The organism is Halovenus anhuiensis, assembly GCF_037080055.1.
In the GTDB taxonomy this organism is placed as follows: Archaea; Halobacteriota; Halobacteria; order Halobacteriales; family Haloarculaceae; genus Halovenus.
The window spans coordinates 61,401-84,066 of sequence record NZ_JBAOJI010000009.1; the positions used below are offsets into that span (position 1 = coordinate 61,401).

At 61.6% G+C, this 22,666-nt stretch carries 21 protein-coding genes; 18 read left to right on the top strand and 3 right to left on the bottom strand.

The annotated features are described in order from the left end of the window. The first annotated feature begins 40 nt into the window (after positions 1 to 40). The 3 genes from V8P86_RS16925 to V8P86_RS16935 are packed head-to-tail and all read left to right on the top strand — an operon-like array spanning position 41 to position 1,972. On the top strand, positions 41 to 745 hold the full coding sequence (locus V8P86_RS16925; RefSeq protein WP_336328489.1) for an SCO family protein: 705 nt from the start codon (positions 41 to 43) through the stop codon (positions 743 to 745). Next, entirely contained in the window at positions 732 to 1,316 is a 585-nt protein-coding gene (locus V8P86_RS16930) for a TlpA family protein disulfide reductase (RefSeq protein ID WP_336328469.1), read from the top strand. The genes V8P86_RS16925 and V8P86_RS16930 overlap by 14 nt, the downstream gene beginning before the upstream one ends. Beyond that, positions 1,313 to 1,972, top strand: a complete 660-nt coding sequence (locus tag V8P86_RS16935; protein ID WP_336328470.1) for a cytochrome c biogenesis CcdA family protein — start codon at positions 1,313 to 1,315, stop codon at positions 1,970 to 1,972. The genes V8P86_RS16930 and V8P86_RS16935 overlap by 4 nt, the downstream gene beginning before the upstream one ends. Before the next feature lie 109 nt (positions 1,973 to 2,081). Here V8P86_RS16935 and V8P86_RS16940 read toward each other — a convergent pair whose 3' ends face one another. Continuing rightward, positions 2,082 to 2,516, bottom strand: a complete 435-nt coding sequence (locus V8P86_RS16940; RefSeq protein WP_336328471.1) for a hypothetical protein — start codon at positions 2,514 to 2,516, stop codon at positions 2,082 to 2,084. A 460-nt stretch (positions 2,517 to 2,976) separates the two neighbouring features. Between V8P86_RS16940 and V8P86_RS16945 the strand changes: the two genes are divergently transcribed. The 14 genes from V8P86_RS16945 to V8P86_RS17010 all read left to right on the top strand — a co-directional run bounded on the left by V8P86_RS16945 (position 2,977) and on the right by V8P86_RS17010 (position 18,026). Then, a complete protein-coding gene (locus tag V8P86_RS16945) occupies positions 2,977 to 4,857 on the top strand; it encodes a cytochrome D1 domain-containing protein (protein WP_336328472.1) in 1,881 nt (626 codons plus the stop codon). Positions 4,858 to 4,921: 64 nt separating this feature from the next. Then, positions 4,922 to 6,067 carry a hypothetical protein gene (locus V8P86_RS16950; RefSeq protein WP_336328473.1) on the top strand — a complete coding sequence of 382 codons (1,146 nt, stop codon included), beginning with the start codon at positions 4,922 to 4,924 and terminating at the stop codon, positions 6,065 to 6,067. Next, on the top strand, positions 6,064 to 7,212 hold the full coding sequence (locus V8P86_RS16955) for a YncE family protein (protein WP_336328474.1): 1,149 nt from the start codon (positions 6,064 to 6,066) through the stop codon (positions 7,210 to 7,212). Before V8P86_RS16950 ends, V8P86_RS16955 begins: the two co-directional genes overlap by 4 nt. Then, positions 7,209 to 8,426, top strand: a complete 1,218-nt coding sequence (locus V8P86_RS16960; RefSeq protein ID WP_336328475.1) for a radical SAM/SPASM domain-containing protein — start codon at positions 7,209 to 7,211, stop codon at positions 8,424 to 8,426. The genes V8P86_RS16955 and V8P86_RS16960 overlap by 4 nt, the downstream gene beginning before the upstream one ends. An 11-nt stretch (positions 8,427 to 8,437) precedes the next feature. After that, the gene (locus V8P86_RS16965; protein WP_336328476.1) at positions 8,438 to 9,799 is read left to right on the top strand and encodes a glutamyl-tRNA reductase; all 1,362 of its coding nucleotides are present in this window, start codon (positions 8,438 to 8,440) and stop codon (positions 9,797 to 9,799) included. Further along, entirely contained in the window at positions 9,796 to 10,587 is a 792-nt protein-coding gene (locus tag V8P86_RS16970; protein ID WP_336328477.1) for a CbiX/SirB N-terminal domain-containing protein, read from the top strand. The genes V8P86_RS16965 and V8P86_RS16970 overlap by 4 nt, the downstream gene beginning before the upstream one ends. Then, positions 10,584 to 11,459, top strand: coding sequence for a uroporphyrinogen-III C-methyltransferase (cobA, locus tag V8P86_RS16975; RefSeq protein ID WP_336328478.1), 876 nt, complete (start codon positions 10,584 to 10,586; stop codon positions 11,457 to 11,459). The genes V8P86_RS16970 and cobA overlap by 4 nt, the downstream gene beginning before the upstream one ends. Further along, entirely contained in the window at positions 11,456 to 12,505 is a 1,050-nt protein-coding gene (gene ahbB / locus V8P86_RS16980) for a siroheme decarboxylase subunit beta (protein ID WP_336328479.1), read from the top strand. Before cobA ends, ahbB (V8P86_RS16980) begins: the two co-directional genes overlap by 4 nt. Next, positions 12,502 to 13,578: a siroheme decarboxylase subunit beta gene (gene ahbB, locus V8P86_RS16985; protein ID WP_336328480.1), complete on the top strand. Its 1,077-nt coding sequence runs from the start codon at positions 12,502 to 12,504 to the stop codon at positions 13,576 to 13,578. Before ahbB (V8P86_RS16980) ends, ahbB (V8P86_RS16985) begins: the two co-directional genes overlap by 4 nt. Positions 13,579 to 14,005: 427 nt before the next feature. Further along, complete coding sequence (locus tag V8P86_RS16990; protein WP_336328481.1) at positions 14,006 to 14,383, top strand: winged helix-turn-helix domain-containing protein; 378 nt, start codon at positions 14,006 to 14,008, stop codon at positions 14,381 to 14,383. Between the two features lie 5 nt (positions 14,384 to 14,388). Next, positions 14,389 to 14,670, top strand: a complete 282-nt coding sequence (locus V8P86_RS16995; RefSeq protein WP_336328482.1) for a DUF7521 family protein — start codon at positions 14,389 to 14,391, stop codon at positions 14,668 to 14,670. A 259-nt stretch (positions 14,671 to 14,929) separates the two neighbouring features. Beyond that, positions 14,930 to 15,547 (top strand): cupredoxin domain-containing protein, encoded by a 618-nt coding sequence (locus V8P86_RS17000; RefSeq protein ID WP_336328483.1) that lies wholly within the window; start codon positions 14,930 to 14,932, stop codon positions 15,545 to 15,547. A gap of 2 nt (positions 15,548 to 15,549) precedes the next feature. Continuing rightward, positions 15,550 to 17,286: a cbb3-type cytochrome c oxidase subunit I gene (locus V8P86_RS17005; RefSeq protein WP_336328484.1), complete on the top strand. Its 1,737-nt coding sequence runs from the start codon at positions 15,550 to 15,552 to the stop codon at positions 17,284 to 17,286. A 59-nt stretch (positions 17,287 to 17,345) separates the two neighbouring features. Further along, entirely contained in the window at positions 17,346 to 18,026 is a 681-nt protein-coding gene (locus V8P86_RS17010) for a hypothetical protein (RefSeq protein WP_336328485.1), read from the top strand. A gap of 70 nt (positions 18,027 to 18,096) precedes the next feature. On the opposite strand, the gene V8P86_RS17015 is transcribed toward V8P86_RS17010, so the two are convergent. After that, the gene (locus tag V8P86_RS17015) at positions 18,097 to 20,568 is read right to left on the bottom strand and encodes a heavy metal translocating P-type ATPase (RefSeq protein WP_336328486.1); all 2,472 of its coding nucleotides are present in this window, start codon (positions 20,566 to 20,568) and stop codon (positions 18,097 to 18,099) included. A gap of 301 nt (positions 20,569 to 20,869) precedes the next feature. On the opposite strand from V8P86_RS17015, the gene cyoE reads away from it, so the two are divergent. Continuing rightward, a complete protein-coding gene (gene cyoE / locus V8P86_RS17020; protein ID WP_336328487.1) occupies positions 20,870 to 22,126 on the top strand; it encodes a heme o synthase in 1,257 nt (418 codons plus the stop codon). 111 nt (positions 22,127 to 22,237) lie between these two features. Here the strand turns inward: cyoE and V8P86_RS17025 are convergent. Continuing rightward, on the bottom strand, positions 22,238 to 22,666 hold a 429-nt coding region (locus V8P86_RS17025), incomplete at its 5' end, for a cupredoxin domain-containing protein (protein ID WP_503629734.1).

Here is a 22,666-nt window from a genome sequence, read left to right on the forward strand (position 1 = left end):
GAAGTACGGTGAACATCCGCATATGACACAGCGTTGTCGGATGGACCGCCGGACCTATCTCGCAACCGGTATAGCGGCGAGCGCTCCCGTGGTCGCCGGCTGTTCCAGCGGTTCGTCCGATCCGGGATCCAGCGATTCGACACAGGAGACGTATCTCCCTGAACCCGACAGACAGGTCGACGCAGCGAAACTTCCGTATCCCGCCTACGGCCAGCGCCTCCCCGAAGTCACTCTGCCGGCACCGCTTCGCGACGAGGAAGTGGCCGTACGCCAGTTCGAGACGGACGTTCTCGTCACCTTCATTTACAGCTACTGTCAGACAGTGTGTCCGCGACTCGTCAGTACCCTCCGGAACATACAGACACAGGCAATCGAAGACGGGTACGGCGACGAGGTGACGTTCATCACGGTCACGTTCGACCCCGAGCGCGACACAGAAGAGCGTCTGCGGACGTACGGCGACTACATGAATGTCGACATGGACGCTGGCAACTGGTATTTCCTGCGTCCGGAGTCGGCCTCGCGGGCCAAGACGGTCGTACAGGATGAGTTCGGCGTCGGCTTCCAGCGCACCGAGCCCGAGGACATGGACAGATACATGTTCAACCACTTCTCGCTCATCCTCCTCGGAAACATGGGAGGGTACGTCGAGCGGGCGTACACGAACAAGAAACCCACCTGGCAGGAGATATACGACGATTTCACGACGCTGCGCGAGCAGGAGGGATCAGATGCGACGACGTGACCTCGTTGCTGGACTCGGCGGACTAGCCGTGTTCGGAACCGCGGGGTTGTATGCACTCCGCGATGATCTCGGTGATTGGGTACCAGCCGGGACTGACGGATCAGGGATCGGAACTCACTCAGACGGGGATCAGCCGACAGAAATCGAACCGGTCACCGTCGAGACGCTGGATGCTCCCCACAGCAACGCTGGCACGTTGACCGTCCCCGTTCCGGGGAGTGTAACAGTCGTCGACATGTTCGCGACGTGGTGTTCCGGATGTGACGATCAGTTGGATAACCTCGCCGAGGTACACGAGCAGGTAGACGAGAGCGTCCAGTTTGTGTCGGTGACAAATGAGGCCATTGGAGGTGGGCTCACGCGCGAGGACATCCGTGAGTTCTGGCGTAAACACGAGGGACGATGGCCCGTCGCGCTCGACGACGAGGGAAAACTCACGACTCGCTTGGACGTACGAGGGCTCCCGCATACGGCGGTGACCGACCCGTCTGGCCGCGTCGTCTACGCAGATCAGGGTGTGACGGATCCTGATGCTGTTGTCTCCGCTGTCGAACGGGCAAACTCACGATGAATGTCCCTGTCTCGCTGACAGTCCTGGCGTTCACCGGAGGTGTTGCCTCCTTTTTTGCCCCCTGTGCGCTCCCACTGCTGCCGGGGTACGTCGGATACTACGTCAGACAAGCCGACAGCGAGACACCGCTCGGCGGCGCCGTGATCCGTGGGGGTGCCGCCAGCATCGGTATCTTCGCAGTGTTTGCAGTCCTCGGCCTCGTCGTGGTCTCGGGCGGCCGGGCGCTGATCAACTACCTCGTGTTCGTCGAACCCATCATCGGTCTGATACTACTCGGCATCGGTGTCGCGATGCTGTTCGGGGCCACGCCGACGCTACACGTTGTGCTCCCGGAACGCCGGACATCCGTGGTCGGGTTCCTGATTTTCGGCGCGGGTTACGCCATCGCGGCTACTGGGTGTATGGTCGGCGTCTTCGCAGCAGTCGTCCTCAAGGCGATGACAGCCTCGACACTCGGAAGCGCGTTCGCGGTCGGTGGCTACGCTGCCGGACTGAGCCTCCCACTCGCGGCCGCGACAGTCGTCACTGCAGTCGGCCACGATTTCGGGGCGAACTCGCTGCCACAGTACACCGACCGGATTGAACAGATCGCTGGCGTCCTCATCCTCGCGGCTGGCCTGTTACAGCTCTACGGCTCAGCCGAACTGCTGTTGTAGCCGAGGCGAATTTCTGCCGTGATGGGGTTGTCTCCAAGGCGGCGTGGTCTCCCGATTGGCGTCTGTACGGTTCCATTGGGGATATCGCCGGGGACCGCGGTGAGTTGCGTTATTCCTCGGCCGTGTCCTCGTCGAGGGCGGAGTCCTGCTTCTCGGAGACGATGGCATGGAGGTGTTCGAGGATTGTCGTTACACCGCTTGCCTGAAACAGGGTCGTGACGGCTTCGTCCTCCTCGGCTTCCTCGACGACCCGATCCACATCCCCGACTGGAATCGATAGCTCGACCGGTTGGTCGAGCAGATCCTCGTTTGCCTCGATGAGGTAGATGACCTCTTCCAGTTCTCGTTTGACGTACTCGTGTGTGTCGAGAGACTCAGTGTCGTCTTCGACGACGAGCCTGCGGGTCCGACCATCGTCGAGTTCGAGTCGCATTACTCCGCTCTCGAGGCGGTCTTCTTCCAGATACGCCGCCAGTACGTTCTCGAAGAAATCAGTCGACATCCGGTCGCCGCGTGGCTTCTCTTGGGTTGGTTCGTCTGTCATCGTATGTGTGAGTTGGACTGATAGGTTAAAATATACTTTCGGCAGTTCCCAGAAAGGTGCACCCGCGCAACTCAGTCAGAGGTTTTGAACGTACCAGATGCGAGCGGTCGACAACGAGGACTCAGCCAGGTTCTCGTGCAACGCTCCGGAACCGCTCCGATGAGCGTCCGCAGTTTCGGGTCGCGATAAGGGCGAGTCGGGAGGACACATTCGGCAGACGCGTCTGCTTCTGGATCGGCGTCGCTCTCGGTTCGGACCGTCACGGCCACCGACCGCCCCTGTTCCGGATCGCTTTGTTCGGCGACCGGAGAGGCGGTGGTGGACAGACACCGGCTGACAGTCGTCGTTTCGAAGGTGGAACTTGAAGAACCCGAACATGTACCACAGATTTCAATTCGGTGAGAATCTGCCCCTTTTTTATTCAGACACAGCGGCGAACTACATCTGTAGAGGGATAGTTATGTCACAACAAGAAACACACAAGCTCGAAAACGACCAGGAAGACCGGATAAAGCGCCATCTGAGCGCGACACGGTCGATTGCACAGAACCTGGAGTTCGACGACGAGTTGGACTTCAAGATGGGATTGCCGGATCCAGATCGCCGGACGATGTTGAAGGCAGGAGGGTCGGTCGCGTTAGCGGGTATGCTAGCCGGCTGTCAGTCTCAGGAGTCCGAAGAGCCGGCCGACGAGGGCAACGAAACCGAGGACGATACGGACGATACAGACGAAACGGACGACACGGACGACGAGGAACAGGTCGATGCAGAGCGCAGCAAAACGGTGCAGATGGAGGCCCACCAGTTCGAGTTCAACCCGCAGCGGATCGAGGTGCCGCCGAACACGGAACTGACAATCGAGTTCACGAAGTCGACGTTCGAGAAACAGCAGGACTTCAAGCTCCACAGTTTCGCTCTGACCGACGGAGAATACGACGTCGGGCCGGTCGAACTGCCCGAGAACACCGACGACGAGGTCTTCGAGTCAGTGACGTTCGTTACCCAGTACGAGGGGACATTCCAGTTCGAGTGTGCCATCTACTGTGGTGACGCCCACGCGCAGATGAACGGACAGCTCTTCGTCGTCGAGGAGGGCGAGGAGATCGAGGAGATCGACTACACGGAGATGGATACGCTGAAGGATCGCCACGAAGTCATCACGTCGGAAAGCGAGTTGCCCGCAGAGCCCAAACACGACCTAGATCTGCGGGATCTCATGGTCGTAACTGAGCGTAACAACGCCTCCGTCGCGATGATAGATACGGTCAACGACGAGTTCATGGAGCGCGTCCCGAAGGTCGGAAAAGCGATCCACGTCCACGACTTCCACCCCGAGTTGCCGGAGCAGAGCCGCGAGGGAGCGTACGTCTACACCCAGTCCCGACAGGGCGAGATGTTCAAGATCGATCTGTTCGGGTTCAATCGGGTCGCTGTAGCCGACGCCGGATCCGACGCTCGTGACATCGCAGTCTCCCAAGACGGCGAGTGGGTCATCGGCGGGTTCTACAATCCCGCCCACCTCGTCATCTGCGACGCAGAGACGATGGAACCGGTCAAACGTATTTCGACCGAGACGACCAATCCCGACGGTGAGGAGGTCAAGAGCCGCGTCTGCTCGCTGTACGACGTGCCCGGCCAGGATCTGTTCCTGGCCGGTCTCAAAGAGGGTGGCGAGGTCTGGCTCATCGACTACAGCGAAGGAAACACCGGAGAAGATGGCTTCCCGGTCGTGGCAAAGATGGAGTGTGGCCGCATCCTCCACGACGGCTTCTTCACGGATGACGGCCGCTACTTCATGATCGCCTCCCAGGCGGACGATCAGATAGACGTCGTCGATTGTGAAGAGATGGAGCACGCCGCCACCATTCCGATGGACAACGTGCCTCACCCCGGTCCCGGGGCACTGTATCCCGAGCAGTCGCGTGCGTTCACGACTCACGCTGGGGCTGGCAGTGTCGGCGTCTGGAATACGAACACCTTCGAGCGCGAGAAGCTGATCGACACCCGCGGCTCCGGGCTGTTCATCCAGAAACACGAGAACAGCGACTACGTGTGGGCCGATGTCATCCTCACCAACTCACCAGACGACGCCTACGTCTACCTGATTGATCCAGATACGCTGGAAGTCTCCCAGGAGATCGACTGTAGCCAGTGGGGTTCGGCAGCCACTATCCATCCGGAATTCAGCCGCGATGGCGAGAAGGTCTATATCAGCTCCTGGCACGGTGACTTCCAGGGGATCTTCGTGTTCGATCCGGACACGGGCGAGAAGATTGGCGAGATCGGAGACCTCTTGGCACCGACCGGCAAGTTCCTCGGCACCCGAGCCGAAGGGCACTGACACCAGACCGACAAGACGTATCGGACAGCAACAAACACACACCAAAATTCCAAGGATGACGGACATGGCGACCGATCGTGACGACAGCTCTGGGCCGATAGCTGGGCCGCTCGCGTTCGTCAAGCATCTACGCGGTGAAGGCTTTACTGTCATCGACACAGACCGCCACGAACCCCTGACACAGGTCGGGAACGGTCGCCAGCCCCACACGCTCGCAGTTCACCCCAGCGGGCGGTGGGGGTACGTGCCTTACATGGGATCGAACACGCTGGAGGTGATCGATTTCAGAGAGCTCCGCGTGACGGCTCGCCTCGATCAGGACCGGATCGGCACGGCTCCCGTGGGCGCGGCACTCACGCGGACGGGAGACTACCTCTTGGTCAGTTGCTACGGCGGGCTCCCTGACCACGACACGCCGGGGCTGGTCGTGTTCGAGACGAGCGAGCGCGGCGATGTCACACCCCTCAAGCAGTTGCCGGTCGGGAAAGCCGGAGGGATCATCGTCGACGTCCGTAACGACGTCTGGGTCGCCCTGAAAGACGAGAACGCTGTCGTCCGGCTCGCGGGGAGCCCGCCCTTCGACGAACGGGACCGCTTTTCGGTGCCCGGTGACCCGCAGGACGTTGCCTACGCGGCCAGCTACGGCTTGCTGGGCGTGAACAACGTCGACGACGGGAGCGTAACGTTCCTCGATACGCTCGCGGGTGAGCTCCGTGGGACGGTTCCAGCGCCGAACCCCCGCGGCGGGACCGCCGTGCCGGCGGCCGACCGGTGGTTTGTCGGCGATACTGAGGGCGACGGCGTGACGGCAATCGACGTGACCGCAGTCCGTGAGGGCACCGGTGACCACCTCGACAGTGCGGCCGACCGCGTGGAACTCGGGACGCCGACCGCATTCACCGACGCAACGCCGGATGGGGCCGTCCTCGCGATAGACGCGTACGAGGGCGACCGGGTCACCTTCCTCGACCCGGCCACCCTCAACGTGGTCGCGAGAGTCCGGACCGGCGAGACGCCACACCACCCGCGGTTCAGCCCGGACGGCCGGATCTGTTACGTCCCGAATATGGACGAGGATACCGTGACCGTCCTCGACACAGCATCGTTGCGGGGTGACGACCCGGCGGCCCCGGTCGTCACCACGATCGACTTTCCCGACGGGTCGGCCCCGTCGGGCTGTTTCCGTACCGACAGGAGTGAGTCCCTATGACTACAAACACAGCTTCCACTGAATCAGAGACGGACAGAGAACAGACAGTGACGCGGCCGACGATCGTCAAAAACGCCGCGAGCAGCTACTTCAGCGCCGTCGATCTGGCGGGCGGGGAAGTGCTCGGACGGGTCGGGGACGGCCGGTATCCCCACACCGCCGTCTTCCACCCCGAACTCCCCATCGCGTACCTGCTCTATATCTCCAGTGCACACCTCGAGGTACTCGACCTAGAGACCCTGGAGACGGTACAGCGCATCGAGGAGATGGGTACCGCACCCGTGGGGAGTGCGCTCGGGCCGGAGGCAGAGTACTTCTTCGCCGGCACGGCTGTCGACATGCCGGGGACCGACGAGCCGGGCGTGATCGCGCTGTCGATCGATGACGACGGGAGAGTCGAACACGCCGGGACGCGGGAGCTGGCACGCTGTGCCGGAATGCGGATCGGCCCCGACGGAAACCTGTACGTCGCACAGAAGCGCGAGTCAGAAGTTCTCGAACTGAGCGCCGATGCGGACCTCGCAGTCCAGGACCGCGTCCCCACCGGTCAGAAACCCCACGACATGTACGTCCTGGCCGAGGACGGGTTGCTCGTCGTGAACAACAGCCACGAATCCCTCGCGACGGTCGTCGACCTCGAGTCGATGACGGTCCGCACCGAGATCGAAACCGGACAGAACCCCCACGGGTTCGCGGTCGCGGACGGCCCTGACTACCGCTACGGGCTCTTCCCGGCACGGGACGACGATCACTTCGCCGTCGCGGATCTGGACGCCGCCGCGGCCAGCGAGCCGGACCCGACCGAAGCGCTGATCGACGTCGGAACGACCACGGGCTTTGCCGGGACGACGCCGGACGGCCGCTACGCGATCATCGATTCCTACGACGAGCCGTTCGTGACCATCCTCGACTTGGTCGACCTCTCGGTCGTGGGCCGCGTCGAAGTCGGCGGCGAACCGCTCCACGTCGTCTTCGCCGACAGCGGCGAGGAGTGTTACGTCGGGAACATGGAGCGAAACGACCTCGCGGTCCTCGACACGTCGCCGCTCGCCGAGGGCCGTCCCGAGGACGTGACCGTCGCCGGACGGATCGCGGGCCTGGGCGAGAAGCCGAGTGGCATCTTCCGGCCGGAGGTGGAACCATGATCGATCTCACTCGCCTCATCAGAGGGCTGGACAACCGGCCCGAACAGATCCGATACGAGAAACGCCACACCGAGAACGCCCTGGTTCCGCTGGTTGTCTGGAACACGACGCCGGCGTGCAACCTCAAGTGCAAGCACTGCTATTTCGGTGCCTGCGACGAGCGCGACAGCGAGGAGTTCTCGACCGAGGAGGCGAAACGCTTCATCGACTCGCTTGCCGAGATGGATGTCCCAGTGCTCGTGTTCAGCGGTGGGGAGCCGTTCTTCCGGGAGGATATCGCGGAACTGACCCGGTACGCGACCGAGCAGGGGATACGCCCCATCGCCTCCAGCAACGGCACCTTCCTCACCGAGGAGCGGGCCCAAGCAGTGGCCGACGCCGGTATGCAGTACGTCGGCGTCTCGCTCGATGGCATCGGCGCGACCAACGACGAATTCCGGGGCGTCGACGGGGCCTTCGAGAAGGCACTCCAGGGGCTGCGAAACGCCCGCGACGCCGGCATGGGGACGGGCATCCGGTGTACGATGACGGAGGGCACAGTTCAGGACATCCCCGAGGTCGTCGATCTCCTGATCGAGGAGGACATCGACCGGGTGAACATCTTCCACCTCATCTACTCCGGACGGGGCGGCGACATCACCGACGCCGACCTGCCCTTCGAGCAGACCCGGGAGATGATCGACTACCTCTACGAGCGCACGAAGGAAATTGCCGATGAGCACCCCGACAAACAGCTGCTGACGGCTGGAAACTACACCGACGCGGTGTACCTCTACCACAAGATCCGCGAGGACATGCCCGAACACGAGGAACGTGCCCGGGAGTTGCTGTTCGCCGACGGTCCGCGGCGCGTGGTCAAAAACGGCGACGCCGGCCCGAAGGTCGTCAACGTCGACCACCGCGGCGACGTCCACCCGAGTATGTTTCTCTCGCAGTACACGATGGGGAACGTTCGCGAACAGCGCCTCGACACCATCGTGGAGGAGAGCGAACTCTGGCAGAAGCTCGCCGAACCCTCGGAGCACCTGAAGGGCAGATGTGGTGAGTGCCCGTGGAAGGAAGTCTGTGGCGGCAACTCGCGAGCCCGCGCGGCGGCGGTCGAGGACGATCTCTGGGCGTCCGATCCGAGGTGTTACCTGACCGATGAGGAGCTTGGCCTCGCCAGCGGTACCGAGACAATCCCCGCAGTGGCAGAATCGATTCCAGATCCGTAGAACATACAATCATGACCAGAGAACCACTCACTCGGCCCAACGGAAGTGAGGAACGGAACGATCTGTCGGCACTGATGACAGACGAGCCCCCGGTACAGCAGGCCACCGGGGAAGAGGCCGAGCGGGAGGTTCCGCGAAGCCTCCGGCGGCTGACCTGCCTGAGCGTCACCCACGACACCCACTCGATGGATCTCGTGGGCGAACTCACGTTCGAAGACGACCTCGATGTCGCACGCGAAATCCACAGCAACGACCGTGTGACTGAAGCGATGGTTCTCTCGACGTGCAAACGGCTCGAAGTGTACGTCAGCACCCGAACGCCGGAGCCAGACGACCGAGAGACGGCCATCGGAGCGATAACCGAGGCTCTCGCGTTCCCACCGGACGCCAAGTCCTACTCGGGACGTGACGTTGCCACTCATTTGGCACGGGTGACAGCGGGTATCGAAAGCACAGTCCTTGGCGAAGACGAGATCGCAGGCCAAGTGAGTGACGCGCTGGCGGCCGCAAAGGAAGCGGAACTGGCCACTGGCGTGCTGGGCCGGGTCGGGAACGCGGCGCTGCGCGCCGGTCGGAAGTGCCGCGCCGAGACGGCCATCAACGAGGGACCAGCAGGGTACGGGAGCGCGGTCTGTCGGGCCCTCGCCGACGAACTGGCTGACCCGCCGGAGCGGGTGCTGATCGTCGGCGCAGGCGAGATGGCGAGCGCTGTCTCACAGGCTGTCCAGTGTCGATGGGATGCCCGCGTCGACGTGGCAAACCGGAGCCCGGCTCAGGATCTGACGACGACCGACGGGGTATGGTGGACCCTAGACGAACTGGGGGCGGCAGTCGATGGGGCCGACGCGATTGTGACTGCGACCGACGCTGACTGCCCGCTCTTCGAGCGCTCTCACGCCAGCCGGTGTGAGGGGACGGCCCCCGTTGTGGACATGGCGACGCCGCCGGATGTCTCGGCCAGCGCCCGAGATCACCCCGCGGTCGCCGTCACCGAACTCTCGGATCTCGCGACGGTGGTGCGCTCGGCGGCGGATCGGCGTCGCGCGGCCGTCAAGGAGGCCGAATCGGTCATCACCGAGGCTGTCGACCGCCTGGTCGTGCGTGAGCGCGAGAGCCAAGCGGAGAGCGTGATTCGCGAACTCCATCAAGAGGCCGCAGAGATCCGCGCGGCAGAACTCGAGCGTGCGAAAGAGCGTCTGGCCGACGGCGAGGCTGACCCGGAGGAGGTGCTCGAGGACTTTGCGAGCGCACTGGCCGGACGGTTGCTGGGGCCGCCCACCGACGAGTTGCGGACCGCGGCCCGCGAGCGCGACGAGACCGCGCTTCGGGCGGCCCGCCGGCTGTTCGACCTAGAGGGGGGTGAACAGCCGTGACGGCGACCTCGCTACTGCTGGTCGGACACGGCTTCCCGCACAGACCCCGGGCTCGCCATCCAGTTCAAGACCACGCTGAGCGCCTCCAGAGACCCTCCCTCTTCGACGAGGTGGTTCCGGCACTCATGAAAGGCGAACCGGAGTTGGACGAGGGACTCCGGTCGATCCCAGCGGGTCGTACCGTCGTGGTTCCGCTTTTTGTCAGTGACGGATACTTCGTCGGGGAGGCGCTTCCCGACCGTGTCGAGGCCGGTCGCCCCGGGGACGTTACTGTCGAGTACGCTCAGCCGGTCGGAACCCACGAAGACGTGACCGAAATCATTCTACGGCGGGCGCTGTCAGCCGTCGACGACTCCCCCACGGACGTCGAACTCGCGTTGCTCGGACACGGATCCGAACACGGCTCCGCGAACCGGGGGGCCGTCGAGAGCCACGCCCGCCGAATCAACGAGCGGAATCTCTTCGCGACAGTGCGTTCGTACTTCATCGAAGAGGAGCCACACGTCGAGCGTCTGCCGGGGGAGTGTACAAGCGGGAAGGTCATCGCTGTCCCGGTGTTCATGGCCAGAGGACACCACGTCAGGGAGGACATTCCGGAACAACTTGGCCTCGCGGGTGGGGACGACGCGGTCGAGGGGACACAAATAACGTGTACTGACCCGATCGGAACGGACCCGATGGTTGCAGATATCGCCTTCAGTCGTGCGATAGACGCAACCGGTGACGCGTGGAGAGAGGCACCCGACGGTACCCCGGACAGACGACAGATACGGAGGAATACACTATGACCCAACGCAATCCGGAAACAGTCTATCTGATCGGTGCGGGACCAGGTGACCCGGAACTGCTCACAGTAAAGGCACGGCGGCATCTCGACAGCGCGGACATCGTCATGCACGATTCGCTGGTCGGGGACGGAATCGTCGACACACTGCCCGAATCTGCCGATGTCGTCGATGTCGGCAAGCGTCCTGACGACGGCGGGCGGCGGTGGACACAGGAGGAAATCAACAGCCGCATGGTACGGGAGGCACGCGCCGGTAACGCTGTCGCTCGGTTGAAAGGCGGGGATGCCACCGTCTTCGGCCGCGGGGGTGAGGAGGCGGAGTATCTCGCAGAAGAGGGAATCCCCTTCGAGTTCGTTCCCGGCGTGACGAGCGCCATTGCCGGGCCGGCGCTGGCGGGAATCCCCGTGACCCACCGCGAGCACGCCTCGAGCCTGACGGTCGTCACCGGTCACGAGGATCCGACCAAAGAGGAGAGTGCGCTGGACTGGGACGCACTCGCGAAGACGGTCGTCGCGGGCGGCACGCTCGTCATCCTGATGGGCGTCGGTCGTCTCCCGGACAACGTCGCGGCACTCCGTGCCGGTGGCGTTCCCGGCGACACGCCGGTCGCCTTCATCGAGCGGGCGACCTGGCCGGAGGGTGACGTGAACCTCGCCACGCTGGATGCCGCTGTCGATGTCCGGGACGAGGCTGGCATCGAGCCCCCTGCAATCGTCGTCGTCGGCGACGTGGTCGGAATCAGAGAGCGGATCGAAGACCTGCTTCTGTCGTCGGTCAGCCACCCTGAGCCGGCGACGACCGGTGTCCCGATGAGAGTCAAGCAGGAGGATGGCGAGACCGGTCTCGGTACCTTCACCCGCCTGGAACAATGAGCTGGAATCACGACCTCTCGCGGGCGGACGCCCACCTCATCGACAGGTTCCAGAGCGGGTTTCCCGTGACCGAGCGGCCGTTTCGAGCCGTCGGCGAGGCACTTGGCGAATCCGAAGAGCGCCTCCTCTCGCGGGTGCGTCGGCTCGACGAGGACGGCCTCTTCCGGCGCGTGGGACCAGTTCTGAACCCGCCGGTGATCGGGAGTTCCACGCTCGCGGCACTGTCAGTTCCCGAAACAGACTTCGAGGAGGCTGCGGAGATAGTGAACTCGTACGAGAGTGTCAACCACAACTACGGACGCGAGCATCGCTTCAACATGTGGTTCGTGGTAACGACGGAGACGCGGGCCCGGCGCGAGGAGATCCTTGACGACATCGAATCACGAATTGGCGATCCGCTCCTCCGGCTCCCGATGCGGACCGAGTACTACATCGACCTCGAATTCCCGGTCGTCAACGACGACCATCTGGCCCGCGAGGGGTGGTCGACGGAGACCCCCGTCGAACCGACGGCCATCCAGGACAGAGCGTGTTCTGATCTCACGGCGTTAGACCGGCGGCTGATCCCTGAACTCCAGGGTGGACTCCCTCTCTCGCCGACGCCGTACCGCGACATCGCCGAGCGAGTCGAGGCATCGGTCAGGGGCGTGCTGGACGCCATCGAGCGCCTCAGCGAGCGCAACTGCATCAAGCGGATCGGCTGTGTCGTGAACCACCACGCGGTCGGATTCGACGAGAATTGCATGGTTGTCTGGGACATCCCGGACGCGGAACTCGACGAGCGGGCGGTCGCCGCAGGCCGCCACCCGTCCGTCACCTATTGCTGTCACCGGCCGCGCCGTGAGGCGGCCGGGTGGTCGCACAACCTCTTTACGATGATCCACGGACGCAACAGGGAGGCCGTCGAGGCGACCATCGACGACCTCGCGGCCGAGCACGTCCAGTGCGACCACGCTCGGCTGCACACCACCGAGGTACTCAAACAGACCGGCGTGCGGTATTCCGATCTGCTCGCAGTCGACACGGAGACGACACCTGAACCATGACCGACGCTGACTTCGATCGGACCGACCGGGCTATCGTGAACGCATTCCAGGGCGGGTTCCCAGTCGTCGAGCAGCCGTATGAGCCCGCCGCGGCGGCGCTCCGCGATCACGGCGTAGCCATCACGGCCGAGGAGTTGTGCGCTCGAATACGAACGCTCGTCGAGGACGATGTGTTCTCCCGGTTCGGGACTCTCGTCGACGCCAGTGCCATCGGCGGCGAGGCCTCACTGGTCGCGATGGCGGTTCCCGAAGACCGGTTCGAGGAAGTCACAGAGACCGTCAACGGCTACCGCGAGGTGGCGCACAACTACGAGCGCGACCATTCCCTGAATATGTGGTTCGTTCTCTCGGTCGCCGATCCTGAGCGCGTCGACGGTGTCCTCGCATCGATAGAGCGGGAGACGGGCCTCGACAGCTACAACCTCCCGAAGATGCAGGAGTTCGAGTTGAAGGCGCTGTTCCCGGTCGAGGGGCCGGTCTCGGAGGGGGACGTGGATCTTTCTGATCTCGGCCCCGATGTCACGACAGCGGATCGAGATGTCCTCCGTCCCCGTGAGCGCGACCTCGTGGTCGAACTCCAGGACGGGTTCCCGCTTACCCTGACGCCGTACGCCGATATCGCAGACGCCATCGGTACCCCGACTGACTGGGTTCTCCGAACAGTCCAACGGTTCCTCGCGGAGGGACGGTTCCGGCGCGTCGGCGTCGTTCCCAACCACTACGCGCTGGGCTACACAGAGAACCCGATGACCGTCTGGGACGTTCCCGATCAAGATGTCGAGACGGTCGGACGTGCTGTCGCATCGCTTCCATTCGTAACCCACTGCTACGAGCGGCCACGACACGAGGGAGTCTGGCCGTACAACCTCTTTGCGATGGTCCACGGCCGTTCACCCGAGGGTGCATCCGAGCGGGTCGAGCAGGTCCGAGAGACTGTCTTTGCACGGTGTGGCCCCGTCGACAACGACAGGGTCGACTCGACCCGTATTCTGAAGAAGACGGGGATTCGCCTCGCCGAGCGTGCGGCGGCCAACACCGAAGTCAGTAAGGATTCGTCTGTTGTGGGCGAGTAGTAACGCTTCGTTGGCGGGCTGAAACTCTGTGACGAGCGGGACTGCTTGGATCATCCAGAGTCAAAATTGGAAGAGAGGATGCGACAAGGGGGAGTTGAACCCTCGGCTTGGCCGTCGAAGAGCCACCTGCTCCGCTACGCAACCGGAACGTCCGTCTGGACGTAAATAATGGATCACATGTTGTCTCGTTCGTTGCGGACAGTGGGAGTGATCCGAATATATTCGGCAACAACGATCAGGATTCTGCCAGTGAACGAACTCACACATGAGTTGCAGGCAGACAACACTCGACAGCCAACCAGTCGGTGGCGAGAGTGGTGGATTCAACGCTGGTAGAGAGCCAACCACGATCAGCGAAAAGCGGACAGCAGTTGCTGAGCCACGGCAAAGCGGCGTCACCAATTGTGGAGGAGAGAGTGACTCATAGATGGTCTATTACTCATTGGGAGACGAGCAGCCTCCGGAGCTGGAAACGGTGCTCGATGCACTCTACGACGACAGCTGCCGAACGATCATCCAGACACTCACGGAACCGATGACGGTAGAAGAGATCACTGAGGCGACGGAGATCCCGCAATCGACCACCTACCAGAAAATCGAGAAGTTATCTGAAGCTGGATTGGTCGCCGAGGGCGTCGAACGCAGATTAGATGGCGAGTGCGTGAGCCAGTACGCTGTCACGTTCGGAGAGATCAACGTCGAACTCACCGAGCAGATGTCCTTCGAGATCGACGTCTCACACAAACCACAGAGTGCAGACGAACAACTCATCGAACTCTGGTCGGCAGTCAGAAACGAAACATGATCGTGATGCAAACCGTGACATCGGTGATCATCGGTTTGAAAACCCTCTCGCTCGTCTTGGGCGGTTTTATAACGTATCTCTCGGTTAAGGCGTATCGGCGGACTCATGCCCGTGCGCTCGGTGCGCTCGCCCTCGGCTTTGGAATTATCACCACCGGAACCTTCGTCGCGGGCATCTCCGACCAGGTGTTCGGTGCCGGATTCCGAACAGGGCAACTGATCGAAAGTTCGCTCGTTGCCCTCGGATTTCTCGTCATCGTCTACTCGCTGTATACGACCTACTCCTGATCGGTGAAACTCGTCCGAGACACTGCATACGGGGGGTTGTGCGCAAGCCGAACATATGCGCGACAACCCTCATGCTGGATCCACAGAAATGCACGAGTTGATAGCAACTATGGACGATACAGTCGACACAATTCCGACGATGCAATGGGTATACAATCGCATATTCTTGTTAGCAGCCGCAGCACTCCTGTTTTTCTTCCTCGTGTACGTCGGATGGGGACTACTCGACATCATTTCAGTTCCTCCGAGGTGATCATAGATGGGAAATCCACTCGATCCGCCGGAAGGTAACTGGTGGGATGAAGCGGTAAATCGGCGTGAAGCCCTCTGGCTCGGAATCGCAGGTGCGTGGTCGCTGGGAATCTTCGGTTGGATGAGCGGGTTCACGCGCTTCGGTGATCAAAATCCGATCGGAGAGACCTACGAAGTCGAACCCGAGGAGTACGCTGAGACAGTCTCCCAGTATCGCGAGGAGGCAGGACGGACATCGGCGGCAGCAATCGAGGAGGTTCGCCCGCCGACCGAGGAAGACTCCCAGAGAGTGATCGTCCCACCGGACGACTCCGTTTACGTGATGGGAATGCAGTTCAACTGGGGCGGGTTGCCAGTGCTGCTGGAGGCGGGCAAGGAGTACGACATCCATCTTGGCTCTCGGGACGTACAGCACGGGTTCTCACTCCGTCCGGAGGAGAGCCTGAGCCAGCAGATCAATCTGCAGGTGTTCCCCGACACTGAATGGGTGATTCCGATGACGTTCGAGGACCCGGACAAGTATCACGCCATCTGTAACGAGTTCTGTGGAAACGGTCACGCCACGATGCACGGTGAACTGTACGTCGTCGATCCAGACGACTACGAGACGGTGGTAGGTGAATAACGATGTTTGGACGAATTACTGGCTTATTCGAGAACGAGTACGACGAGGATGGCTTTCGAACCTGTTCGGTCACGGGGCTGAACATTCATCGGTCGGCCGAAGTACACGCCAAACTCTTCGGTTTGACGGCAGTTATCGCGCTGATTATCGGCGGCAGTTTCGCCTTTACCGTCGCGATGACTCGCTGGGAGGTGATCGGCTACCTCGGCGAATTCAACGGCTATTACAAGCATCTCAGCATGCACGCCTGGAACATCCTCATCTTCTGGATGGTGTTCATGGAGATTGCAGTGCTGTACGTAGGCGGTCCGATCGTCCTCGGACGACGGCTTCCGCTCACGAAGGTCGTCAAAGCTGGCTATCTGTTGATGCTCGGCGGTGCCATCGGGGTCAACTACTTCATCTGGACGCTCAGCGGCGGCACGTACGCGCCACTGCTGACGGCCTACGTTCCGCTCGATGTTCCGCCAGGCTTCTACGCGAGCGCAATCGTGTTCCTGCTCGGTGCAACCGTGGCGGCGCTTCCGTTCCTCGTTTCCCTCTTTCAGGAGAAGCGAGGCGACTGGAACGCCACGCTGCCACTCGTTGCCTTCGGCGCGTTCACCACGTTCGTCATCGCCGTCCAGGCGATTCTTGGCGGAATTGCCGCCTTCTCCTACGCGCTGACGTGGCACATGGGCTTCATCGACTCGATCAATACCGGCATCTACCGACAACTGTACTGGATCGTCGGCCACGGCACCCAGCAGATCAATCTGCTCGCGATGATCACGGTCTGGTATTTCCTCACCCACGTGGTCGGCGGTGCGGTCGTGGTCTCTGAGAAAGTCTCACGGACGGCCTTCATCATGTATCTGTTCTTCATCAACCTCGGCGCCGCTCACCACCTGATGGTCGATCCGGGCCTCTCTGTCGGCTGGCGAATCTTCAACACGTCCTACGCCTTCTACGGCGCGGCGCTGGCGAGTATGATCCACGCATTCGCCATCCCGGCGGGCCTCGAAGCAGGCCGTCGACAGCGCGGTCTGGGCGGTGGGCTGTTCGGTTGGCTCACCTCTGCCCCGTGGAAGAATCCGATTTTCGTCTCGACGATTTTCAGCATCATTCTCTTCGGGTTCCTCGGCGGCATCACCGGCGTGTTGATGGGCCAACTCCAGCTCAACATGACCTGGCATAACACCTACGCCACGGTCGGACACTTCCACGCGACAGTCGCACTCGGGACGACGCTGGCGTTCATGGGGCTGGTCTTCTTCCTCATCAAGACGATGTTCATGCGTAATTTCATCTCCGACAAACTCGCACTGCTGGTTCCGTACGGCTACGCCGCCGCGATGGGACTGGCGTCGCTGCTGATGGTCTACATCGGGATTCTCTACGGCGTCCCGCGCAGAACGTCAGAGGTCGTCAGTAACATCATCGGATCGAATTTCAGCCTCTCCGGCGCCGAACCGCTGTTCATGATACTGGGGCCAATGACGGCACTGGCGGTTCTGGTCGGCGCAATCTTCGTCCTCGTGTCTGTCGGGTCGTTGCTGTTTGGCTCTCGATTCGACGAGGAGAACGTTCAGAGTCTCCTTCCCGAAGGCGGACTCCGCGCGGACGGCGGAGGGGAGCCAGTTCACAAAGTGGACATGCGGGGGACGTTCACCCTCTGTCTCATCTTCATGGCCACGTTCGTCTTCCTGTACATCCTGAACTGGTTCCTCCTGACCCAGCTGTGGGAGATCGGAGCCTGAGATTCGACTGCTGAATACCTCTTTAATTCACGACTAACCTCGACGGTTCCAGTCACACAATGAGTTCCCTAACAATTACGACCACGGTAGGTAACGTACTCAAACAGTCCTGGCGAGACCTGCTGAGCATCTACTACGCCAATACACCGATCTGGCGCTGGCTCAAAAGCGGGGCCCTGCTGTTTCTCGGGTTCGGGCTCTGGGCAGGCGGATCCGCCGTCCACTCGGTGACTGGCTGGCAACCAGTGCTGTACGTGATGGCCTACGGGTTTCTGCTCATCGTCTGGGGACCGTTTACCCATATGCTCCTCATTCCATTCACCATCCGACTCCGCCGTACTGCGGAGTCGAAACCGGCGCGCGTGTTCTCCCGGAACTCCGGAAAGATCAATCTCAGCATCTTTTTCGTCTGTGTGATCGCACTGGCGACGTTCGCGCCAGGAGTGATGTTACTCGACTTCTCGGGGTCGCCGGGCAGTGGTGGTGGCGAAGTCACAGGGAACCTGATCTGTGAGTCCGGTGAAACGGCTGTCTCGTGTGAAGTCGAGAATCCACAGGGGTTCGACCGGGTCGTCGTGGTTTCTGGAGGTGAAACAGTTCGGACGGTAACGGAGGAACCGTTCACTTTCGAGATACCGTTCGAGGAACTCGAAGAGATCAGTTCTGGACACCGGTTTGTGGTCGAATATCAGGACAGCAACGGGAATACACTCAGACGGTTCGTCGAACGCGTCGAATAGTCCGACAGCAGCCTCCTTTCCTGCCGAGTGTGAGGACAGCCCACTGTGCCCGAAGACGAAGCAGTGATTGTCAGAGGACCGACCGCCGGGAGTTCGTGACGACAATACTGCTACTTGCAGCCATCGCCAGTGCCGCAAACAGCGGGTTGATCATTCCGAGGACGGCAAGTGGGACGGCGACGGCGTTGTAGAGAAACGCCCAGCCGATATTCTGGCGGATCCGTCGCCGAGTCCCTGCTGCCAGATCGAAGACTGCTTCGACCGCACTGAGGTCGTTGTCCGTCACGACGACATCTGCTGCGTCGATTGCATCGGCAGTCCCGTCACCCATTGCGATACCGAGATCTGCCGCCGCGAGCGCCGGAGCATCGTTGGTTCCGTCACCGACCATCACCGTAGTCCCCTGTGCCGAGAGTCGCCGGATCGTCGCGACTTTCCCGTCCGGTGGAACACCCTCGAACACCGTGTCGATGGCGGGATGCTCGCGGTACTGCTCCGGACCCACGCCCTCGTCTCCGGTCAGAACCGCAATGTCGCGGTCTTCGAACGTCTCGATGGCTGTCTCCCACTCCTCGCGCTTGCGGTCGCCGACCGCGATTACGCCTTGGGGCTGGTCATCCCACCCGACGACGACGGCAAGCTGTCCGTTCGACTCGATAGTATCGATCTCCTGCTGGAGAGTCGGTGGCACCGCCCCAAGTTCGTCTGCTACCAGTTCAGGAGTCCCAACGACGATCTGTCCAAGGTCCGTTACGCCCGAGACCCCCGCTCCGGGATGGCGGGTGAACTCACGAACCGCCGGCAGCCGATCGGTACCATCGTCGGTTATCTCTGTTGACCGTTCCTCAGAGAGCGTTTCCGACGCAGTCACACCGCCGTCGGTTGCGGCTGCGTTCGTCGGGGAGTCGCTGTCTTCGCTGGTCGCCGCATCGAGGATCGCGTCTGCTGCCGGGTGACTGGAGAACCGTTCGACTGCAGCCGCGAGTTCGAGCGTTCGGTCGTCACCGACGACGTTCAGGACTTCCATCTCTCCGGTCGTGAGTGTTCCCGTCTTGTCGAAGACGATAGTCTCTGCTTCGGGGGCAACCTCGAATACTGACTCGTTGGTGACGACCATCCCTCGGTCGAGACCGTCGCGTAACCCGCCAGAGATCGCAAGCGGTGTCGCAAGCCCCATCGCACAGGGACAGGAGACGACGAGGACGACCAGCCCTGCCAGCAGCGCCGCCCCGACCGATCCGCCGGTGACCAGTTGCCAGCCCGCGACTGCCGTCCCGAGCACCAACACGGCCGGCACGAATACGGTCGCGAGTGCGTCAGCGAACCGCTGAATGCTGGGCGTCGTACTCTGGATTTCCCACAGGGCCGTCGCAATCCGGTCGACAGTACTTTCGACATCCTCGCCGACAGTGACGACCAGTGCCTCGTCGGTCACGATCGATCCACCGACGACTTCGTCACCTGGCTCTTTGGTCACTGGCAGCGATTCACCGGTCAACACAGACTCGTCGACATCTGCAACGCCCTCATTTACCGTGCCGTCGACGGGGATTCGCTCGCCGGGCGTGACGACGAGTTTCGCTCCCGGTTCGAGATCAGCCACGTCGACAGTTTCGCGTCCATCCTCGGTGAGTCGGGTCGCCTCGGTCTCCCGAGCGGCGGTAATCTCGGAGAGTTTCGCCGTCGCCTGTGACCGAATTTTACCCTCGTAATACCGGCCGAACGTGACGATCAGAATTACCGCAACGGTCACGTCGTAGTACAGGTGTGTACTCCCAGCAGCCAGCGCAACGGTGCTGTAGCCGTAGGCAGCGAGGGCTGCTATCGAGACGAGTAAGTCCATATTCGGGTGCCGCGTCTGGACGCTTATCCACGCCCCTCGAAGGATCGGAGCGCCGGTATAGAACAGAAGCAGCGTCGTAAACAGACCGAGCATGACGAGCGGGAAATAAGTGGTCGCAGGCGTCGTCGAATCGACTGCAAGAATCCCGGTTTCGATGCCGACGTAGCTCGGATAGAGATAGAAAAAGTACCACGGCATGATCAGCATCGCGAGAAAGCCACCGACCAAGAGTCGCTGGACCGTGTCGCGCTGGCGTGCGTGTGCGTCAGCGCTCGGATCTTCGTCAGGCATCCGAAACTGGTAGCCTCGACCGGACAACAGCTCGGGTAAGTCTTCTTTGTCGACCGTTTCGGGGTCGTAGAAGACCCGCGCCGTCTCGATGCCGTAGTTTGCCTCGACAGCGTACACGCCCGAAATCTCCTCGGCCCGGATTCGAAGAAACGCCTCACAGGTGGTACAGTGCATGCCGTCGACCGACAGATACGTCGTCTGCGCGTCCGCAGGAATAGCGCGTTCGTCGGTCTGTTCCGCTGTGAGTTCCGGCTGTCCTGCTTGTGTCTTCTCTCCCCTCAGTTCTGGATTCTCTTCGAGTGTGCGTGCAACTTCCAGACAGCCACGGCAACAGAACTCGCCTTCGACTTCCGGGTCTGTCAGCGGTGGATCCGGGGTTGGAAGATCACAGAGGTGGCAGCTGCTCATCAACCAATCTTCGACCCCTGCCCTCGAATGTGTACGGCCGAACCTGTTCGGGAACACGGTTGAGTAGGAACGTGGTCACAGTTCAGGTATCAACACGCAGATTATGGTTCTACGCAACTCAGCGAAACGAGGATTCTCGAGTGTACTCGCAGTAACTACATTTGCAGTCTACGTGCTCGTCGCCATGGGGGCCACGCTGGCTTCCGTGGGAACGAGAACCTGTTCGCAGTGGCCGATCTGTCTGCCCTCGTCCGGGACGCTATTTTCGCTTTCGTCGCTCGTGGTAGTCGGACACAGGGCGATGGTCGGCGTGGTTGGCCTCCTACTTGCGTTCACACTCCTCAGGGCGCGCTCCGTTTCACTCGATTGGCGTGTCACGATCCCCCTGTACGGTGCAGCAGTCGCGTTCCCGGTACAGGTCGGACTCGGCGCACTCGTCGTGCTCGCAGAAGTGCCGTACGTGACCGAGATCCATCTTGTTCTCGGAACTGCCGTGTTCATGCTGTTGTTGACGGCGCTCGCCTGGTCGCTCGAAACGGACACAGCAGAGCAGGCGAGCGAGCGCGATACAGCCCAGCGAAGCCCGGAAATGGACGATACCGCGGTTGAGAAGGCAGTTCAGTCAGATCCTGCAGAGACAGATGCGAACCCGACAGCGACTGCGGATCAGTCTACCCACACGATTGTCGCACGCGCAGGTGCCTATCTGGAGTTGACCAAACCGCGCCTGATGTGGTTGCTCTGTTTACTCGCCTTCGCCGGGATGGCGTTAGCAACGACGACCGGGGAGAGTCTCTCCGGTGTGGTCGTTGCCGCGACACTCGGAGGCGGAATCCTCGCAATCGGCGCGAGCGGAACCTTCAATCACCTCTACGAACGAGACCGCGATCAGAGGATGGAGCGAACCGCGGACAGACCCGTTGCGACGGACGAAATTCCCGTGCGGAATGCCGCGCTCTTCGGGGTTGGGCAAGTACTCCTCTCGATGGGTGTGCTGCTCGTCTTCGTCAACGTGCTTGCTGCAGCGCTGACGTTTGCAGCGATTATCTATTACAGTGTGGTGTACACCGTCATTCTCAAGCCGAATACCTCCTGGAATATCGCGATCGGCGGCGGGTCTGGCGCGCTACCTGCGCTGATCGGCTGGGCAGCAGTTACCGGCTCGATCGGACTCGGAGGACTGCTATTGGCCGGGTTGGTGGTCATCTGGACACCACCGCACTTCTACAACCTCGGAATCGCATACAAGGACGATTACGCTCGTGGTGGGTATCCGATGCTGCCGGTCGTCGCCGGTGTCTCGGTCGCTCGTCGGCGAATTCTGCTCACCCTCGGAGCCACCCTCGTGACGAGTGTGGCGCTGATCGTCTGGACTCCCCTCGCCTGGCTGTTTGCCGCCATCTCGATACTCGCAGGTGGCCTCTTTTTCTGGAGTGCAGTCAAGCAGTGTCGACTCCGGACTCGGAAAGCCACGATGCAGACGTTCTTCGTTTCGATTGCGTACCTCGGCATCGTGCTGGGGGCAATCGTCGTCGAAACGATACTCGTACCGCTGTAGTCTGTAGCTGAAAGAAAAGACAACGACTCGCCCGCAGTTCGCTCTCTCAGACTCGAACGACTTACCCGATAAGAGAGGAGGGAAAGTCAGGGTATGTTTCGATCCGGTACGTTACGGGTCGGGGTCGAAGATGTCGGGCTCTGCCTCGCCCTCGACGTTGATGATCCCGAGTAGACCCTTCCGAGCAACCCGACTGAGCGCGTGGTCGACCAGTTTGATCGGGCCGGGCACCGGCGTGTCGATTTCCGCGATGGCGACACTGCCGGGCACGACCGGAGCCGTTTCGACGTAGTGGTCCGGATCGGAAGCGATTGCGCCGTCGCGGTAGAACGTCTCCCAGACGTTGCCAATCCCGTGCCAAGAACTGATGAGGTTCGGCCCGCCGTTGGCGTGGAAGATGCGGATTCGTTCACCTTTGTCGACGTTGACCGGTCCGTAACCGTCGCCGGTGATGGCGTATGCCTCGCCGTTGAGACAGACGTAGGTCGGGTCCTCGGACTTCATCGCGCCGAAGTCGAAGTTGTGGTGGCCTTTCTCGCC

Bases quoted from the DNA above. Each gene is read 5' to 3' on its own strand.
- V8P86_RS16925 (WP_336328489.1), top strand. From the start codon at position 41: ATGGACCGCCGGACCTATCTCGCAACCGGTATAGCGGCGAGCGCTCCC.
- V8P86_RS16930 (WP_336328469.1), top strand. From the start codon at position 732: ATGCGACGACGTGACCTCGTTGCTGGACTCGGCGGACTAGCCGTGTTC.
- V8P86_RS16935 (WP_336328470.1), top strand. From the start codon at position 1,313: ATGAATGTCCCTGTCTCGCTGACAGTCCTGGCGTTCACCGGAGGTGTT.
- V8P86_RS16940 (WP_336328471.1), bottom strand. From the start codon at position 2,516: ATGACAGACGAACCAACCCAAGAGAAGCCACGCGGCGACCGGATGTCG.
- V8P86_RS16945 (WP_336328472.1), top strand. From the start codon at position 2,977: ATGTCACAACAAGAAACACACAAGCTCGAAAACGACCAGGAAGACCGG.
- V8P86_RS16950 (WP_336328473.1), top strand. From the start codon at position 4,922: ATGGCGACCGATCGTGACGACAGCTCTGGGCCGATAGCTGGGCCGCTC.
- V8P86_RS16955 (WP_336328474.1), top strand. From the start codon at position 6,064: ATGACTACAAACACAGCTTCCACTGAATCAGAGACGGACAGAGAACAG.
- V8P86_RS16960 (WP_336328475.1), top strand. From the start codon at position 7,209: ATGATCGATCTCACTCGCCTCATCAGAGGGCTGGACAACCGGCCCGAA.
- V8P86_RS16965 (WP_336328476.1), top strand. From the start codon at position 8,438: ATGACCAGAGAACCACTCACTCGGCCCAACGGAAGTGAGGAACGGAAC.
- cobA (WP_336328478.1), top strand. From the start codon at position 10,584: ATGACCCAACGCAATCCGGAAACAGTCTATCTGATCGGTGCGGGACCA.
- ahbB (WP_336328479.1), top strand. From the start codon at position 11,456: ATGAGCTGGAATCACGACCTCTCGCGGGCGGACGCCCACCTCATCGAC.
- ahbB (WP_336328480.1), top strand. From the start codon at position 12,502: ATGACCGACGCTGACTTCGATCGGACCGACCGGGCTATCGTGAACGCA.
- V8P86_RS16990 (WP_336328481.1), top strand. From the start codon at position 14,006: ATGGTCTATTACTCATTGGGAGACGAGCAGCCTCCGGAGCTGGAAACG.
- V8P86_RS16995 (WP_336328482.1), top strand. From the start codon at position 14,389: ATGCAAACCGTGACATCGGTGATCATCGGTTTGAAAACCCTCTCGCTC.
- V8P86_RS17000 (WP_336328483.1), top strand. From the start codon at position 14,930: ATGGGAAATCCACTCGATCCGCCGGAAGGTAACTGGTGGGATGAAGCG.
- V8P86_RS17005 (WP_336328484.1), top strand. From the start codon at position 15,550: ATGTTTGGACGAATTACTGGCTTATTCGAGAACGAGTACGACGAGGAT.
- V8P86_RS17010 (WP_336328485.1), top strand. From the start codon at position 17,346: ATGAGTTCCCTAACAATTACGACCACGGTAGGTAACGTACTCAAACAG.
- V8P86_RS17015 (WP_336328486.1), bottom strand. From the start codon at position 20,568: ATGAGCAGCTGCCACCTCTGTGATCTTCCAACCCCGGATCCACCGCTG.
- cyoE (WP_336328487.1), top strand. From the start codon at position 20,870: ATGGTCGGCGTGGTTGGCCTCCTACTTGCGTTCACACTCCTCAGGGCG.